Below are 17775 nucleotides of genomic sequence, written 5' to 3' on the forward strand. Positions count from 1 at the left end.
AGCAAGCGATATAGTCATCTCCGATACAGCGTATGGACCCGCTCACTGGTCATGAGTTCAGTGCCTGACAGCCCCAATTTCACGTCCACTTCACCCGGAGCCATCCCGGCGGGGTTGCGTGACACCATGGAGCGGCTGTTCCGGGCGGTGGACCCCGGGAGCGTGCTGGAGACCTGCCAGTTGGCCCTGGACCACCTGGGTATCCGCGGCGAGCTGCGCTGGGTGCCGGCAGAGGCGGCCGACCAGCCCCTGCCCGGCCGCCTGAACCTGGCCAAGGATCCGCAGAGCCAGCAGACCCTGACCTTCCTCGGCGACCCGACCGGCATCAACGAGGCGGTCGGCGCGGAACTGAGCTGGCTGGGCCGGCTGGCCGGCACCCGCCTGCGCCAGCTGAGCGAGACCGGGCGCCTGTACGAGGCCATCTCTCGCCTGGCCATGGCCGAGCGGCTGCAGCGCGCCCTGTATGCCATCGCGGAGCTGGCTGGCACCGCGCACAACATGACCGAGATGATGCAGTCCCTGCACGCCATCGTCGGCATGCTGATGTATGCGGAAAATTTCTACATTTTTCTCTACGACGCGGCCACGGACAGCGTGCGCTTCCCGTACTACGTGGACACCGTCGACCAGAAGCCGCCCGCGCCGGAGGAAAATTATCCGCTGCAGGACATGCGCCACAGCCTGACCTGGAATCTGCTGCAGACCGGGCAGCCCATCATGGGTTCGGTGGAAGAACTGGCGCGACAGCTGGAAGGACGCTTCACCCTGGTCGGGCCGGCCTGCGAACACTGGCTGGGCGTGCCGCTCATGCGCGGCAATCAGGTCGTCGGCGGCATTGCAGTGCAGACCTATCGCACCGACACCCGCTACACCCGACACGATCGCGACCTGTTGAGCTATGTCGCCCAGCATATGCAGACCGCCCTGGAACGCCGCGAAGCGCATGCGGAGCTGGAGCGTCGCGTGGCCGATCGCACGGCTGCCCTGCGCGCCACCAATCGCGTGCTGCGCCAGCAAGTGCTGCAGCGGCAACGCGGCGAGCGCCTGCAATCGGCGTTGTTCCGCATCGCCGAACTGGCCAGCGCGCCGGAAAGCCAGCAGAACTTCTACGCTGCTGTACACCGCGTAGTGGGCGGACTGCTGTATGCGCGTAATTTCTATATCGCGCTGCTGGATGAAAGCGCCGAGAACATTACTTTTCCCTACTCGATCGACGAGATCGAACCCCCACGGGTAACCCGCCAGATCCGCAACGGCGCCACCGAGTACGTGCTCAAGCACGGCAAGCCGCTGCTGGCCGACCGCCAGACTTTCGAGCGCCTGGCCGCCAGCGGCGAATGCGCGCAGCTCGGCGCCAAGTCGGTGTGCTGGCTTGGCGTGCCGCTGGTATGGGATGACAAGGTGATGGGCGTGCTGGCGGTGCAGAGCTATTCGCCCAAGCATGTCTATGATACGCGCGACCAGGAATTGCTCACTTTCGTGAGCTATCACATCGCCAATGCGCTGCAGCGCAAGCAGACCAGCGAATCCTTGAAGCAGGCCTATGTGAATCTGGAGCGGCGCGTCACCGAGCGCACGCGTGCGCTGGCGCTGGCCAACCGCGATCTGCGCGAACAGATTGCCGAGCGTGAACGCGTGGAACGCCGGCTGATGTACGAAACCCTGCACGATTCCCTGACCGGACTGCCTAACCGCACACTGCTGCTGCAGCGGCTCGGCCAGGCGCTGCAGGCCTATCACGCCGATCCGCACCGCTTGTTCGCGGTGTTGTTCATCGATCTGGATCGCTTCAAGGTGATCAACGATTCGGTCGGCCATCTGATCGGCGACGATCTGCTGTTCCAGGCCGGCAGCCGCATCCGCGCCTGCCTGAAAACACGTGATCTGGTCGCGCGCCTGGGCGGTGACGAATTCGCAGTGCTGCTGGAAGGCATCAGCGAGCCAAGCAAGGCCAGCGTGGTCGCCGAACGCATCATTGCCGAACTGCACGTGCCGTTCCGGCTTGGCATCAAGGAAATCTTCACCTCGGCCTCGATCGGCATCGCCCTGCCCGGCCCGCATTACCAGCAGCCGGAAGAATTGCTGCGCGACGCTGACGCCGCCATGTACCGGGCCAAGGACGAGGGCCGGCATCGCGCCGCCGTATTCGATGACCGCCTGCGCCGCGAAGTGCTGTCGCTGCTGGAAATGGAAGGCGATCTGCGCCGTGCGCTCAGCCGCAACGAATTCGTGCCGTTCTACCAGCCGATCGTATGCCTCGACGATGGCCGCACCGTGGGCTACGAAGCCTTGCTGCGCTGGCGCCATCCCGATCGCGGCCTGCTATGCCCCGGCGATTTTCTGGCCGTGGCCGAAGAAAACGGCAGCGCGGAAAACATCGACTGGCAGATTTTCGAACAGGTGGCGTCGCAGGCCGGCGCACTCGCCGGCCCGGACGGTTTTGTCAGCCTGAACGTATCGGGCCGCCACTTCCGCCAGCCCGACCTGGACGATCGCCTGCTCGGCCTGCTGCGTGCGCATCGTGTCAATCCGCATTCGCTGCGTATCGAAGTGACCGAGCGCACGCTGCTGGAAAATCCGGCCCAGGTGAAGCGCATTCTCGACAACCTGCGCCAGCACGGCGTAGGCATCGCGCTGGACGACTTCGGCACCGGCTATTCCTCACTCAGCTATCTGCACCAGTATCCGATCGAAACGCTGAAGATCGACCGCAGCTTCATCACCGAGCTCGCCAATCCGGGCAGCCACAGCCAGCCGGTGGTTCGCGCCATCCAGGTGCTGGCCGATTCGCTGCAGATGCAGGTGATCGCCGAAGGCATCGAAGAAGAAGCCCAGCGCAAGACCTTGAGCAACATCGGCTGCCGCTTCGGCCAAGGCTTTTTGTTTGCCCGGGCGCAGGCCGCGGAAGTGTGGCTGGGCCGGGTAAGCGCGGTGAACTGATCGCCGCGCGGGGCGCCTGGGCCGAACCCAGGCGGCGCGTTTACTGCACGGTAGAGCTGCTGGTGGTGCCGCCGCTGAGCAGATGCTCGGCATCGACGCGGTCGAAGGTGTAGGTGCGCGCGCAAAATTCGCAGGTCACTTCGATGGTGCCATGCTGCGATTCCAGCGTCGCCTCGATTTCCTCGCGCCCCAGCGAGCGCAGCATGGCCTCCACGCGCTCACGCGAGCAGCTGCAGCCGAAGGCCAGCGGCCGGGGCTGGAACAGCCGTACGGTTTCTTCGTGGTAGAGGCGATACAGCAGTTGTTCGGGCGGCGTGGCCAGCAGCTCCTCGCTGCCCAGGGTCGCGGTGAGAAGCTCGATGCGCGGCCAGGCGTCGTCGTCCCGTACCGCATCGCGGCCGCCTTCGCCTGGCAGTTTCTGCAGCATCAGACCGACGGCGTGCTGATCGTTGGCCGCCAGCACGATGCGCGCCGGCAACTGTTCGGATTGCCGGAAGTAGTTCTCCAGCGAGCCAGCCAGTTCGGCATGGCCCAGGTCGACCAGGCCCTGATAGCGCTGACCGCGTTCGGCATGACCAATGGTGATGGCCATCACCGCGCTGGGCAGGTCCTTCAACGACAGCTGTTCGGGCAGCTCGCCGTTCCAGCGCGCAAGGCCGCGCAGGCGTCCGGTATCGGAGCATTCCGTGAACAGCAGGCGCAGCGCGCCCGCGCTCTTCAATTCGACCGACAGCGCCCCGTCCAGCTTGATGTTGCCGGTCAGCAGTGCACTGGCCGCCAACGACTGGCCCAGCAGCTCCTGCAGCGGCGCCGGGTATTCCGCCCGCCCGGCCACTTCGCGCCAGGCCGGCCCCAGCCGCACGATAACGCCCCGAACGCCGGCGCGCTCAAGCAAAAAGCGGTGCAACACATCTTCGACAAGCACGGTTTCCACGTGGATCACCTCGCAAAAGCTCAAGCGTGGGGAAATGGGGGCTCACCAGGGATCGGACAATGGTCGACAAGGGGCCAGCGCCTATAATCCGGCGGGCTTTTGCATACGGTGGGCCATGTCGCATCTTCCTCCATTCCGCCGCCTGCTGCGTTACGCCGGCATCGTGGTCCTGTCATGGATCGCCCTGAGCTGGTTCGTGGTGCTGGTGCTGCGCTTCGTGCCGCCCTGGACCTCGGCAGTGATGATGGAGCGCCAGCTCGCTGCGCTGCTCCACGGCGAAAAGGATTTTCACCTGCAGCATCGCTGGGTGCCGTGGTCGCGCATGTCGCCCTGGGTACCGCTGGCGATGGTGGCCGGGGAAGACCAGAAATTCCCGTTCCACCACGGCTTCGATTTTGATTCGATCCAGAACGCCATCGATGCCGCCGACGATGGCCGGCGCCTGCGCGGGGCCAGCACGATCAGCCAGCAGACGGCCAAGAACCTGTTCCTGTGGAACGGGCGCAGTTTCGTGCGCAAGGGGCTGGAGGCGTATTTCACGGTGCTGCTGGAAATCACCTGGCCGAAGCGCCGGATCCTGGAGGTATACGCCAACATCGCCCAGCTCGGTGACGGCATTTACGGGGTCGGCGCTGCCAGCGACGCGTTTTTCCGTCAGTCGCCGGCCCAGCTCGGACCGGCACAGGCCGCACGCCTGGCCGCGGTATTGCCCAGCCCGGATCGCTTCCATGTCGACCGCCCCAGCGCCTACGTCATGGAGCGCAGCCGCTGGATCGAGCAGCAGATGAGCCAGCTCGGCGGCCCGGCCTACCTGGACAGCACGCAAGCACCGCGCGATACCGCACGCGGACGCCGTCGCTGAAGCGCCGCATCTCGCCGCGGCCGCCGCACTTCGCTAGCATTCCGCGCACTCCTTTCGGATTCCTGGCATGCCGCGACTTACGGTAGTTGTTCCCGCCTACAACGAATCAGCCGTGCTGACGGCATTTCACGCGCGCCTGTCCAAGGTGCTCGATCAGCTGCCGCTGGCCTGCGACGTGATGTATGTGGACGACGGCAGCCGCGACGACACCTGGTCGATCATGCAGTCGCTGGCGGCGTCGGATCCGCGTGTCGGCACGCTGAAACTTTCGCGCAATTTCGGCAAGGAAGTGGCGCTCACGGCGGGGCTCGACCATGTGGATGCCGATGCCGCGGTGGTGATCGATGCCGACCTGCAGGATCCGCCCGAGCTGATTCCGCAACTGGTCGAGCAATGGCAGGCCGGCTACGACGTGGTATACGCCACGCGCAGCGCACGGGCCGGCGAAACCGGTCTCAAGCGTTTCACCGCCGCCGCGTTCTACCGCACCATGGAAATGATGTCGGACGTGGCGGTGCCGCGCGATACCGGTGACTTCCGGCTGCTTTCGCGCCGCGCGCTGGCCGCGCTCGGCCAGTTACGCGAGCGGCAGCGCTTTATGAAAGGCTTGTTCGCCTGGATCGGTTACCGCCAGACCTCGATCAAGTACATGCGCGATCCGCGCCTGGCCGGCGCCACCAAGTGGAATTACTGGCGCCTGACCCAGTTTGCGATCGAAGGCATCACCTCGTTTTCCAGCGCACCGTTGAAGCTGGCCACCTGGACCGGCCTGGCCGCGGCGGTGCTGGCGTTCCTGCTCGCGGTGAAAGTGCTGGTGAAGGCGCTGCTGCACGGCGATCCGGTGCCGGGCTATCCGAGCCTGATGGTGGTGGTGCTGTTCCTGGGCGGCATTCAGCTGCTGGCGATCGGCGTGATCGGCGAATACATCGGCCGCAACTACAACGAGAGCAAGCAGCGGCCGCTTTATTTCATCGAGGAAGAACACCGGCCCGGCGCCCGCACGCCGCTTCACACCGAAGCAACGTTGCAGGACTAAACTGTCCCCACGCGGCCATGCTGCGGCCGCTCGGGAGGTTTGGCATGCGTCAGGTCAAGCACTTGCTGGCAATTAAAGGCACCGACATCTTCGCGGTCGCGCCGGAAGCACCTGTACTGGAAGCAATCAAGCACATGGCCGAGCGATGTGTCGGCGCCTTGCTGGTGATCCGCGGCGAGCAACTGGTGGGCATCGTTTCCGAACGCGATTACGCGCGCAAAGTCATCCTGCAGGGACGTTCCTCCGCGCAAACCGCTGTATCGGAAATCATGAGCAGTCCGGTGCTTACGGTGGAGCCGGATACCGATGTATTCGACTGCATGCGCATGTGCACCGATAGCCGCGTGCGCCATCTGCCGGTGGTGCAGGACGGCCGCGTGCTCGGGGTCATTTCGATCGGCGACCTGGTCAAGGAAGTGATCAACGCGCAGGCCGAGCAGATCGACCAGCTGCAACGCTACATCGCCAGCTGAGCGAGCGCGGGACGGCGCCTCAGGCGAGGCTTGCGTTGCCGGTTCCCGCTTTCGGTCTGTCTTGCTCCGGCGCCAGGTCCGGCGCGCTGGCTGCCTGGCGTGCGATCCAGGCGGCGAGCGACGATGCCGCCACCCCGATCAAGGCAATGCTGCCCAGGCCGACACCCCATTTGCCCAGGCCGCTGACGCCGCTGGTGACTACCAGATCGCCGAAACGCCATACCGCCGTTTCCACGAAATTCTTGCCCTTGTAGCGCGTCTCGCGCGGCACCCGGGTATACAGCGCATCGCTGGCCGGCTTGGTCATGCCGTACATGAAACCGCGCGTGCCGATCATCATCAGCGCCAGTAGCGGCACGCTGTAGCCAAACAGCGATAGCTGCGCGTGGCCGCCGATCATCACCATTACCAGCAGGCCAAGATTCACCAGTTGCGGCAGCACCAGCGCCCAGCTCATGCCGCGACGTACCAGCAGCCAGCGCGACCAGGTCAGCTGCAACAGCGCGCCAAGCAGGTTCACGGCCAGATCGATGTGCGCGTAGAACGCGGTACGCACCGGCGCCGAAGTCAAATGGACCTTGGCGTAGTCGGCGACCAGCGCATAGGCCAGCGTGCCCACACCGTCGCCCAGCAGCATCAGGATCGCCATGTAGCGCAGGAACGGCCGCGACCATAGTTCCCTGATGCCGGCCCACAGCGAGCCGCCCACCGGCTGCTCCGCCGCACTGCCTTGCGCATGACTGGCCGACATCTGCAGCAGGAGCAGCAGCGCGATGCCGAGCATGACCGCCGAGACCAGCAGCAAGGGCGCCACGCCGATCAGCGCCACCAGCGAGCTGGTCAAAGCCGGGCCGAAGATCGCACCGGCCATGCCGCCGAGTGCAATCAGCGGAAATACCTCGCGCGCCCGGTGGCTGTCAAATACGTCCGCCATGAAGCTCCAGAACAGCGACACCACGAACAGGTTGAACACGCTGACCCAGATAAAGAACACCACGCCGAGTGCGCGCGCGCCGATGCGATCCTGCGCCAGGAACGCCGGTATGAAGGCGATCAGGCAGAGCATGAAGAAGCTGTAGCTCCAGCCCAGCAGGCGCCGGCGCCGGAACCGCGCCACCAGCGCGCCGAAAATCGGCGTCAGCACCAGCATGGCCAGGAAAGTCGCGGCATAGAACAGCGGCAGCTGGGCGGAACCCACCGCGCCGCCCAACTGGTCGCGTACGGGACGTACGATGTAATACGCCGTCAGCACGAAGAAAAACGCCAGCGCAGCCACCATGGGGGTGCTGTCTTTGCGTGCAGCGTCGGGGATTGGCAAGCTCACTGGCAGCTTCCAGCGTGGGGCGCGGCAAGACTAGCACGCGCCAGTTGCAGCGCAGCACAAAAACTCGGGGGTGACATGGAGTACGACTATGTGATCGTCGGCGCCGGCTCGGCCGGATGCGTACTGGCCCATCGCCTCAGCGCCGACCCCACCACACGCGTGCTGCTGCTCGAAGCCGGCGGCGCCGATTGGCATCCCCTGATCCATATGCCGGCCGGCATTGCGCGGCTGGCCAACAACCGCCAGTTGAATTGGAACTATCACACCGAACCGGAGGCAGCGCTGCAGGGACGCCGGCTGTGGTGGCCGCGTGGCAAGACCCTGGGCGGTTCCAGCTCGATCAATGCGATGTGCTACGTGCGCGGCGTGCCGGCGGACTACGACAGCTGGGCGGCCGCCACCGACGACGCGCGCTGGTCGTGGCCGCAGGTGCTGCCGTGGTTTCTGCACAGCGAAGACAATACGCGTGGCGCCAGCGCCTGGCATGCCAATGGCGGCCTGCTTGGTGTCGCCGACCTGCGTTATCACAATCCGCTTTCCGCGATGCTGATCGACGCCGGCGCCAGCGCAGGCTTCGGCCGCAACGCGGACTTCAACGGCCCAGACCAGGCCGGCTTCGGCTTTTATCAGGTCACCCAGCGCGACGGCGCCCGCTGCTCGACGGCGACTGCGTTCCTGCGTTGCGCACGCAAGCGCGCCAACCTGGAGGTACGCACGCACGCGCCGGTCGCGCGGATACGGATCGAGCGAGGACGCGCCACCGCGGTGGAGCTGCAGCACGCGCGCGGGCGCGAAATCATTCACGCCGGCGAGATCGTGCTTGCCGCCGGTGCGATCAACTCGCCGCAATTGCTGATGCTGTCCGGGATCGGGCCAGCCGATCATTTGCGCGAATCCGGCATTGCGCCACTGCTCGACCTGCCCGGCGTGGGCGAGAACCTGCACGATCATCTGGACATCTGCAGCCTGGTGAGCTGCACGCAGGACATCACCTACGACCACCTCAACGAACTGGCCGCGGGCTGGCGCTATCTGCGCCATCGCGACGGCCCGGGCACTTCCAACGTGGCCGAATCCGGCGGCTTCGTGCGCAGCCGGCTGGCCGAGAACGCGCGCTGCGACATCCAGTTCCACTTCGTACCGGCGCTGCTCGACGATCACGGCCGCCATCGCCTGCCGGGCATCGGCTACACCTTGCATGCCTGCTATCTGCATCCGCATAGCCGCGGCCGGCTGCGTTTGCGTACGGCCGATCCGATGGCGCCGATCGCCATCCATGCCCATTACCTCAGCGATCCGGCCGGCCATGATCTGGCGCGAATGATCGAAGCGGCAAAGCTCTCGCGCGAGATTCTCGCGCAGCCTGCCTTCGATCCGTATCGCGGCCGCCCGGTCTATCCGGAAACCGAGCCGCGCACGGATGGCGAGTGGGAGCAATTCATCCGGCGCAAGGCCGAGACCATTTATCACCCGGCCGGCACCTGCCGCATGGGCCGCGACGAGCGCGCCGTGGTGGATAGCGAGCTGCGCGTGCACGGCGTCGACGGCCTGCGGGTGGTGGACGCCTCGGTGATGCCCACGCTGCCCAGCGGCAATACCAATGCGCCCACCATCATGATCGCTGAACGGGCCGCGGCGCTGCTGCTGGCGCAGCACCAGCCTCCGGTCGGAACATTGGCCTCCACGGAAGGTCCATAGCACCCTGTGCGGACAGCGTTGTGAGCGGCTCCGAAGTACAGGACAATCGACCGTTCACTCCCATGGACGGTCTCCTCCCGCCAGCCACGTGAACCCGGGCAGGCCCCACGCCCCCAGTACCGCGGAGTCGCATGCAGTTTCGTAAGCTTTCTTTGCTGATCGCCGGCGTGCTCGGCATCACCGCCGCGCTGAGCGCCACACCCACGACATGTGCGGCGCCTGCGCCCGCCCATGGGCCGGCCACGGTGCACGACACCACCGATCTGGACAGCGCCACCAGCATTCCGCCGGAGCGCATCAAGAACGCGCTGGACGCCTATTCCCACTGGCTGGACGTGGTCGCCCAGCGCAACGAGGTGGCCGGCCTGGCCACGGCCGTGGTGGTGGACAACAAGGTGGCGTTCGAGCGCGAGATCGGCTACGCCGACGCTTCCACGCAAGCACCGATCACCGCCGATACGGTGTTCCGCCTCGCCTCGCTGTCCAAGGCCTTCGCCACCGCCGTGACCGGGCTGTTGATCGATGATGGCCGTTTCAGCTGGAACACCAAGCTGGCCGACGTACTGCCGTTCTTTCAGTTGAAAGATGCGCAGGCATCCGGCGAAGCCACGGTGAGGGACATCCTCGGACAGCGGCTCGGCCTGCCGCACAACACCTACGATGCGCTGCTGGAAGACAACGTCCCCTACGAGGAACTGGTGCGCCGGCTCGACGAAGTCACGCTCACCTGCAACGTCGGCGAGTGCTATGGCTACCAGAATGTCGCCTTCAGCCTGATCGGCGACCTGATCTATGCCGAGACCGGGGATTTTTTCTATCACCAGGTGGACAAGCGCCTGTTCTTTCCGCTCGGCATGAATTCGGCCAGCTATGGCCGCGACGCGCTGGAAAGCAGCAAGAGCTGGGCGCGCCCGCACCGCCCGCACGGCGCGCATGGCTGGATGTCGTTCGATCCCAAGGAAGCCTATTACCGCGTAGCACCGGCGGCGGGCGTCAACGCCAGCCTGCATGACATGGAGCAGTGGCTGATCGCGCAGATGGGCGGGCGCCCGGACGTGCTGCCGCAAACTCTGCTCGACTATCTGCATACGCCCGGCGTACCCACGCCCAGCGAAATGCATGCGGCGCCCTGGCGCCGTGCCCGGCTCACCTCAGCCAGCTATGCGCTGGGCTGGCGCGTGTTCACCTACGCCGGCGAAACGCTGATCTTCCATGCCGGCGAAGTGGAAGGCTATCGCACCATGATCGCCTTCTTTCCCAAGTACCACGTCGGTATGGTGTCGATGTGGAACTCGCCCGGCGCGATCGGCACCGACCTGATGCCGATGGTGTTCGACAGCATGCTGGGCCTGCCGCATGTGGACTGGGCCGGGGTGGAAGGCGATGCGCCCGCCAATCCGGCCACACCCGGCAGGCCGCATCACAAGCATCGTCGCCAGGGCTGATCCGCAGCGCAGCGGCATCGGCGGAAACGAAAAAGGCGCAGCCATCGCGGCTGCGCCTTTTTGCTTGAGCGACCCGCCCGCTTATTGCGAGCTGGAGAGCTTGAACTCGATCCGCTTCTGCTGCTGGGACGCTACCGCCGCACCGTCGTGCAGTGCTGGCGAGAACTTGGCGCGGCGCAGGGCATCGACAGCAGCGCTGTCGAACACATGGCGCGGCTCGGCGCTCACCACGCTGATATTGCTCACGCTGCCATCCACATTGACGGTGTACTGCACGTCCACCCAGCCTTCCTGGCTGTTGCGCAGCGCGGTCGACGGGTAGCGCGGGCGAATGGTGGAAATCGGAATCGCTTCGCGTGTATCGCCACCGCCGACGCTGGCACTGCCGGTGTTGGTGCTCGGCGCCGCGCTGGCCGACGCCACCCGCTCCTTGGCCGCCTCTTCTTCCTTGGCCTTCTCCTGCTGCGCCAGCAACGCGGCCTGTGCCGCTGCAGCCTTGTCGGCCGCCGCCTTCTGCACCGCCGCCTGATCGGCGGCAGCTTTGTCCGACGCGGCCTTCTGCGCGGCAAGATCGGCCAGACGCTGCTGGTCGAGCTGCTTCTGCTGCTCCTGGTCCAGCGTCTTGCGCTGCGCATCGAGCTTGGAGCGCAGGATGGTCAGCGTGTAATTGGTCGGATCCACCTTGGCCAGCAGATCGATCTCGCGCTGCGCTTCGTTGAAGTCGCGCTGGTTGATCACCTGCTCGACGTTGCTGGCCGCGAACGGAAAGGTTTCGCGCAGCGCATCGGCGGCGGTCTGGTTGCCGGGCTGCTTTTGCAGCACCTTCAGATAGAACTCGAAGGCATTGTTGCCGGCCGGGGAAATCACGCGCTGCTGGTTCATCGCCTTGCGGGCTTCGGCCAGCAGGTCATTGAGGCTGAGCGTTTCCACGTTCACCGGCGCGGCCGCCTGCGGCCCCTGCGTCACCGGCGTGGACGGATGACCGCCGCCATCGGTGCCCACGAGGTCCTCGTGCGGCTTGATGATGAAAATCCAGGACAGCACCGCCAGGCCCACGATGATGGCCAATACGGCAATGGTTACGGGCTTGACAGCCCCGCGCGCACGCGAGCGCGCATGACGACTATTTCGGGTATCCATGATCTCTCACTAACTGCGTGGCATCAGATACCCGCGCTTCCCCCCTGTTATCCAGGAGCGGCTACCCCAGTTCGCCGCGGCGCGGATGGGGGAAAGGTAACCCGATTGCAGCGGCACGGCAAATGCGCGGCGCTTCACGGTGCGGCGCCCCGGTTTGCGCTAACGCGCGGCAGGGCGAAGAAAGGGGCCGGGCAGTTTTTTACGGACCCCAAAATGAAGCGTCCCGGCCAGAAGCCGGGACGAAACGCTTTCGAGACACCTCCCCGCGCTGGGCGTCGCAGGGAGACAAATCGATTCAAGCTAGTTGTTGTTGTGCTTACTTCTTGGCTTTTGCAGTCTTGGTGGCCTTCACCACCTTGGCGGCAGCCGCGGTCTTGCGGGTAGCGCGCTTTGCGGTGCGCTTGCGGGCAGCCTTCTTGGTTGCAGTCTTCTTGGCAACGCGCTTGGCAGTCGCCTTCTTCGCGCCTACGCGCTTGGTGGCAGCCTTCTTGGCAGTCTTGCGCACAGTGCGCTTCTTGGCGGTGGCCTTCTTGGCGACCGGCCGCTTGGCGGCAGTCTTGCGGGTGGTCTTCTTGGCGGCTTTCTTAGCCGATTTCCTAACAGTTTTCTTGGCAGTGGCCATAGTTCGTCTCAGCTCCTCATCAGTTGGCAGTGGTTGCCCAGTAAAAGCATGTAGGAACGCCTCAACCAGCAAATCGCTGTTCGTGGCGTGCCTTAAATTGTTGACCTGTCGGTAAGTGCGCAGATCCGACAGCAGTCGCAGAACGTGCATTGGGATGGAAACAGTGATCTTTCTCACCGCGCCGGCTTTTTCGCCGTGATCTACGTATGGCTTTATGAATTTCGATGCCACCATTGGTGCCGTTCCCCGTTATATGGTGCGAAAGCTATTCCTGAACATTTCAACTGTCAATAAATTTTCGTCATGAAATCAATCTCTTCGATTCCGCCATCGGCTGAAGGACGACAGTTCCAAGGGTTAATTCCAATCACCAAAATGCATTTGGACAGCTAATTGATTGCGCATGGAAACGACTTTGCACATTGCCCGAAAAAGCCAAAAACAAGCTAAAAATTGTAATTTTTCTCATTCACGCTGATACATCCAATGCACCCGCGGCAGGCTTGCCGGCGCCGGCGACACAGCGCCTTTTCGGTCGTCCGAGGGAGGTCATCCGGAGCATGAACGAATTCGGACTGGAACCCGTCCCGGAACTGCCGAAATGTCTCCGCACACCCCCGAACACCCTCGTCGCTCACCCTGGATGCGTCGCCGGGCGGTACCGCGCCGGCGTGTTGCGAACACGTGCCTGGGATGTCTTGCCCGCGTCGATCGCACCATCCGTTCGTGCGATGCCGCGGAAACAGAACGTGCCGCGGAAACGCTGACGGCCGCCTAGGCGGCCGTCAGCGGAAGCAACCGATCGCGCGATCAGTCGTCTTCGTGCTCGATCAGCTCGGCGTAGTCGTCGGCGTTGAGCAGTTCGTCCAGTTCGGCACGGTCGCTGGCCTTGACCACGAACAGCCAACCTTCGCCGTAGGCGTCTTCATTGATCGTCTCGGGCTTGTCGCCGAGGATCTCGTTCACTTCCACCACCTCGCCCGATACCGGGGAATAGATGTCGGAAGCGGCCTTGACCGACTCGACCGTGGCGGCGCCGGTACCGGCCTGCACGCTGGCGCCGATCTCCGGCAGCTCCACGTAGACCAGGTCGCCCAGCTGCTCCTGTGCGTGGTTGGAGATACCCACGCGGATGAGGCCGTTGTCTTCGACACGGGCCCACTCGTGGGACTTGAGGAATTTCAGATCGCCGGGAATCTCGCTCGAGCTCATGGTCAGGTCCAGTCGTCGTTGGTTTCGATCAGGGTGGAGGCGTGGATTCTAACCGCTTCCGCGGCAGCTCCATACCCACAGCCGTGGGGACATTGCCAGGGACAGTTCCGCCCCGCCATGCACGTCGCAGACGGCATGGCAGGGACGGACAAACCGTCAGATACCTTCGCAGGGCTTGCCATCGCGCACGAAGGGAAACTTCACCTGGCGCACCGGCACTTCGCGGCCGCGGATATCCACGCGCAGTTCGACCGTCGCATCGGCAGGCACCCGCGCAAAAGCCACCGACTTGTTCAGTGTGGGCGCGAAGCCGCCCGAGAGAATTTCCCCCTCGCCGCGATCGGTCAGCACTTTCTGGCCGTGCCGCAGCACGCCCTTGTCGTCCAGCACCAGGCCGATCAGCACACGCGGCACGCCCGCCGCCTTCTGCTGTTCGAGCGCCTTGCGGCCGATGAAGTCGCGGCCTTCGTCCAGGGCAATGGTCCAGGCCAGGCCGGCTTCCCACGGCGTCACGTTTTCATCCATGTCCTGGCCATAGAGATTCATGCCGGCCTCCAGGCGCAGCGTGTCGCGCGCACCCAGTCCGCACGGCGCGACGCCGACCGCGGCCAGTTCCTTCCACAAGGTGACGGCCTGGTCTTGCGGCACCAGAATTTCGAAACCGTCCTCGCCGGTGTAGCCGGTGCGCGCGATGAACAACGGCACGCCATGCGGCCCCTGCGCCGCGGCTGCCGCGAAGCGCCTCAGCTTTTCGATGCGGGCACGATCCACTTCATGCAGCAGGCCGATCACCTTGGCGCGCGCATTCGGACCCTGCACGGCGACCATCGCGAAGTCCGGACGCTCCTGCACCGCCACGCCGAACGCCTGCGCCTGTTGCTCGATCCAGGCCAGGTCCTTGGCGCGGGTGGCGGCATTCACCACCAGGCGGAAGAATTCATCGCCCAGGAAATACACGATCAGGTCGTCGATCACCCCGCCCTGCTCGTTCAACATGCAGGTGTACAGCGCCTTGCCCTGCACCTTCAGCTTGTCGACGCTGTTGGCCAGCAGGTGGCGCAGGAAATCCCGCACCTTGGCGCCATGCAAATCCACCACCGTCATGTGCGACACGTCGAACATGCCCGCATCGCGGCGCACCACGTGGTGCTCTTCGAGCTGCGAGCCGTAGCTGATCGGCATGTCCCAGCCGCCAAAATCGACCATGCGGGCACCCAGCTCGCGGTGCGTGGCGTTTAGTACGGTCTTCTCGGTCATTGCATAGCCTGCGCGGGATAAGAAAGGGGAAGAAGCCCGGCATTATCCCCACGCTATCGCGGCAATCCAAGGTGCAGGGCGTCATGCCCGGCGTTACGCCGGCGTATGGATAAAGCGGAAAGTGAGATTTACGCGTGCGTCGGACAGGCCCGATGCCTTGGGCAGATCGTGCTGGTAGTTGCGCTGGGTATCACCCGCCATGCACAGCAGGCTGCCATGCGCCAAAGCCAGGCCCTGCGGCATCGCGCGCACGCCGCGCGGCGATTTGCGGCGCAGCCGGAAGCGGCGTTCCGCCCCCAGGCTCACCGAGGCAATCACCGGTTGCGGCCCCAGCTCCGCTTCGTCGTCGCTATGCCAGCCCATCGAGTCCTGGCCATTGCGATAGAGATTGGCCAGTACGCTGTTGAAGCGCGCGCCACAGGCATCCTCCACCCGCGCACGCAAGGAGCGCAGCGCATCGGTCCAGGGACGCGGCTCGAAACGGCTGCGCGAATACGTGTACACCGCACCGGCATCGCCGATCCAGCAGCTCAATCGTGGCGCATCGAGCTCACGCCCGAACATGTGCAGGCGATGGCGTTCCCAGGCAATTTCGTGCAGCAGCTGCGCGAGCAGCTCATCGGCCTCAGACGGATCCAGCCAGACAGCGGCGTAACGTACCTCGGCATCGCTCAGTGGCAGTGGCTGCCAGCCGCATGCCTCATCGGCCGTCACGAACATAGACGTATACGTTCGCCGGCGGCAGATTGCGCCACACCATGCCGACACGGCGGCAGTGCAATCCCAATTGCTGCTGCACCTCGGGATGCATCGGACTGCGCCAGCCGTAGGTGTACTGCACAAACACGCCACCCGGGCGCAGCACCGCCAGCGCGGCAGCCACGATGTCGCGTTGCAGGGCCGGCGGCATCGCCAGCAGCCCGAGGCTGCTGAGAATGGCATCGGCGCCAGCCGGCGCCAACACGCCCGTGCGTTGCGCCAGTTCGTTGACGTGACGCGCATCTGCGCACAACACCTGCGCCTGCGGGAAACGCCGCCGCAGGATGCCGTGCAAGGTCGCATTCATTTCCAGCACCAGCAGCTGGGCCGGCGAAACGCCGTGATGCAACAGGGCTTCGGTAATCACGCCGGTGCCGGCGCCAAGCTCGATCACGCAACGCGCATCGGTCGGCATGGCGGACACCATCATGCGTGCCAGCGGCCGTCCGGACGGCAGGATCGATGCCATCTGCAGCGGATGCTTGATCCACTCGCGAAAAAACGTGAGTTGTTGCGCATTGGCAGGCATGGGGACGGCGGCCTAGCTAGGTCTCCCCACTTTAGCGGGGCAGGTGTAACAAAATGTTGTCAGCCCCGATCCGCTCAGCCAATCAAGCCATTACGGGATATTCCGGTGCCGCATCGAGGATCGATGACCACACCGCGGCAAGCTCCAGCAGGCGCAGGTCCGAGCCGCGCGGCCCGACCAGTTGCAGGCCGAGCGGGAGACCGTCCGGCGTACGCCCCATCGGGATGCTCACCGCCGGACAGCCCGCCAGATTGGCAAAGCTGGTGAGATCGGCCTGCGAATCCGGCACCGGACCGTGCAGCGGAAAGGCAGCCTGTGGCGTGGTCGGCATCACCAGTACATCGATCTGCGCGAACAGCCGGCGCATTTTCAGCGCAGCGGCATCGAGCACCCGTTCGGCATCGGCGTAGTCAGCCGCCGACTTGTGCCTGGCATAAGCCAGCATGTCGCGAAATTTTGCCGATACCGGCCGCTCGGTATCGGCCAGCTGCGCGGCGAAAGTGCCGAGCATTTCCGCTTCCATCAGCAGCAGGCCGGCGCGGCGGCCGCGGGCGAAATGCCAGTCCTCGAAATCCACGCCGCGCGCTTCACCCAGCTCGTGCTTGAGCGTGGCCAGCGCCGCATCGAACACCTGCACCACCTCAGGCTGCACACCGATGGCAGGAAGCTGGGTCAACACGCCGCAACGCAGTTTGCCCGGCTCCCAGTCGGGCGGCGACAAGGCGACCCGGCGCCGGCGCGAGCGCGGATCGTCGGCGTCGTAGCCGGCCAGCACCTGCAGCAGCACGGTCAGATCGTCCACGCTGCGCGCGAGCAGGCCGACACTGTCCAGCCAGCGCGCCGCAGGCGTCATGCCGCGCGTGGAAATCTCCCCTTGCGTGGGCTTGAGCGCAAACACGCCGCAATAGCTTGCGGGAATGCGGATCGAGCCCAGCGTATCGGAGCCGATCGCGGCCACCGCCAATCCGGCCGCCACCGCCGCGGCCGCTCCACCGGACGAGCCACCCGCCGTATAGCCGTGCCGATGCGGGTTATGCGTCGGACCGAAATGCGGGTTGTCGGTGACGGCGCCCAGCGCGCCTTCATCCATATTGGTCTTGCCGGTCAATACCGCGCCCGATGCACGCAGGCGCGCAACCACGTGCGCATCCTGCCCGGCAGCGCGGCCCGCATCCGGCAGGCCGGCACGGGTGGGCCAGCCGGCAAGATCGAAATTGTCCTTCAGCGCAATCGGAATACCGTCCAGCCGGCCGATGACGCCTTCGCGCCGGCGATGCTCGGCCGAGCGCGCCTGGTCGCGCATCAAGGCCGGACTGAACTCCACATAGGCGTTGAGCTGCGGATTGAGGCGCTCGATCGCCTGCAGATACACCTCGGTGAGCGGCGCCGGCTGCACGCGGCCGGCGGCCAGCCAATGCAGCAGCTGGCACAGCGATGCGCGGCGCAGGTCGGTCTCGGCGATCGGCGGTAACGCGTTCATGCACTCTCCTGCACAGATCCGGCGCGATGATGTCCCAGGCCCGGCAACCACCCGCAAGCAGCTG

Annotated in this window: 15 protein-coding genes; 6 read left to right on the plus strand and 9 right to left on the minus strand. The window is 65.0% G+C overall.

All coding sequences use genetic code 11. The annotated features are described in order from the left end of the window. The first annotated feature begins 51 nt into the window (after positions 1–51). Positions 52–2940, plus strand: a complete 2889-nt coding sequence (locus IGX34_RS02070; protein ID WP_192553996.1) for a bifunctional diguanylate cyclase/phosphodiesterase — start codon at positions 52–54, stop codon at positions 2938–2940. Between the two features lie 40 nt (positions 2941–2980). On the opposite strand, the gene hslO is transcribed toward IGX34_RS02070, so the two are convergent. Then, positions 2981–3874 (minus strand): Hsp33 family molecular chaperone HslO, encoded by an 894-nt coding sequence (gene hslO / locus IGX34_RS02075; RefSeq protein WP_192553997.1) that lies wholly within the window; start codon positions 3872–3874, stop codon positions 2981–2983. A gap of 115 nt (positions 3875–3989) precedes the next feature. Here hslO and mtgA point away from each other — a divergent pair, with 115 nt between their 5' ends. From mtgA to IGX34_RS02090, 3 genes are all read left to right on the plus strand, one after another. Next, positions 3990–4736 (plus strand): monofunctional biosynthetic peptidoglycan transglycosylase, encoded by a 747-nt coding sequence (gene mtgA / locus IGX34_RS02080; protein WP_192553998.1) that lies wholly within the window; start codon positions 3990–3992, stop codon positions 4734–4736. Positions 4737–4803: 67 nt separating this feature from the next. Then, positions 4804–5772: a glycosyltransferase family 2 protein gene (locus IGX34_RS02085; protein ID WP_192553999.1), complete on the plus strand. Its 969-nt coding sequence runs from the start codon at positions 4804–4806 to the stop codon at positions 5770–5772. A gap of 44 nt (positions 5773–5816) precedes the next feature. Beyond that, the gene (locus IGX34_RS02090) at positions 5817–6245 is read left to right on the plus strand and encodes a CBS domain-containing protein (protein ID WP_192554000.1); all 429 of its coding nucleotides are present in this window, start codon (positions 5817–5819) and stop codon (positions 6243–6245) included. 19 nt (positions 6246–6264) lie between these two features. Here the strand turns inward: IGX34_RS02090 and IGX34_RS02095 are convergent, their stop codons facing one another. Continuing rightward, positions 6265–7524: an NTP/NDP exchange transporter gene (locus IGX34_RS02095; RefSeq protein ID WP_192554493.1), complete on the minus strand. Its 1260-nt coding sequence runs from the start codon at positions 7522–7524 to the stop codon at positions 6265–6267. Between the two features lie 120 nt (positions 7525–7644). Between IGX34_RS02095 and IGX34_RS02100 the strand changes: the two genes are divergently transcribed. Beyond that, entirely contained in the window at positions 7645–9267 is a 1623-nt protein-coding gene (locus tag IGX34_RS02100; RefSeq protein ID WP_192554001.1) for a GMC family oxidoreductase, read from the plus strand. Between the two features lie 131 nt (positions 9268–9398). Beyond that, positions 9399–10712, plus strand: a complete 1314-nt coding sequence (locus IGX34_RS02105) for a serine hydrolase domain-containing protein (protein ID WP_192554002.1) — start codon at positions 9399–9401, stop codon at positions 10710–10712. An 81-nt stretch (positions 10713–10793) separates the two neighbouring features. On the opposite strand, the gene IGX34_RS02110 is transcribed toward IGX34_RS02105, so the two are convergent. The 7 genes from IGX34_RS02110 to IGX34_RS02140 all read right to left on the minus strand — a co-directional run bounded on the left by IGX34_RS02110 (position 10794) and on the right by IGX34_RS02140 (position 17711). Beyond that, positions 10794–11852, minus strand: coding sequence for an energy transducer TonB (locus tag IGX34_RS02110; protein WP_192554003.1), 1059 nt, complete (start codon positions 11850–11852; stop codon positions 10794–10796). Positions 11853–12168: 316 nt separating this feature from the next. Next, positions 12169–12708 carry a met regulon transcriptional regulator MetJ gene (metJ, locus tag IGX34_RS22460; RefSeq protein WP_192554004.1) on the minus strand — a complete coding sequence of 180 codons (540 nt, stop codon included), beginning with the start codon at positions 12706–12708 and terminating at the stop codon, positions 12169–12171. 576 nt (positions 12709–13284) lie between these two features. After that, entirely contained in the window at positions 13285–13686 is a 402-nt protein-coding gene (gene gcvH, locus IGX34_RS02120) for a glycine cleavage system protein GcvH (protein WP_192554005.1), read from the minus strand. Between the two features lie 156 nt (positions 13687–13842). Beyond that, positions 13843–14943, minus strand: coding sequence for a glycine cleavage system aminomethyltransferase GcvT (gcvT, locus tag IGX34_RS02125; protein WP_192554006.1), 1101 nt, complete (start codon positions 14941–14943; stop codon positions 13843–13845). 93 nt (positions 14944–15036) lie between these two features. After that, the gene (locus IGX34_RS02130) at positions 15037–15663 is read right to left on the minus strand and encodes an alpha-ketoglutarate-dependent dioxygenase AlkB family protein (protein WP_192554007.1); all 627 of its coding nucleotides are present in this window, start codon (positions 15661–15663) and stop codon (positions 15037–15039) included. After that, on the minus strand, positions 15644–16231 hold the full coding sequence (locus IGX34_RS02135; RefSeq protein WP_192554008.1) for a class I SAM-dependent methyltransferase: 588 nt from the start codon (positions 16229–16231) through the stop codon (positions 15644–15646). Before IGX34_RS02135 ends, IGX34_RS02130 begins: the two co-directional genes overlap by 20 nt. Before the next feature lie 82 nt (positions 16232–16313). Next, entirely contained in the window at positions 16314–17711 is a 1398-nt protein-coding gene (locus tag IGX34_RS02140; RefSeq protein WP_192554009.1) for an amidase, read from the minus strand. Positions 17712–17775: the final 64 nt, after the last annotated feature.

This window comes from Dyella acidiphila (assembly GCF_014863405.1).
Classification (GTDB): domain Bacteria; phylum Pseudomonadota; class Gammaproteobacteria; order Xanthomonadales; family Rhodanobacteraceae; genus Dyella_B; species Dyella_B acidiphila.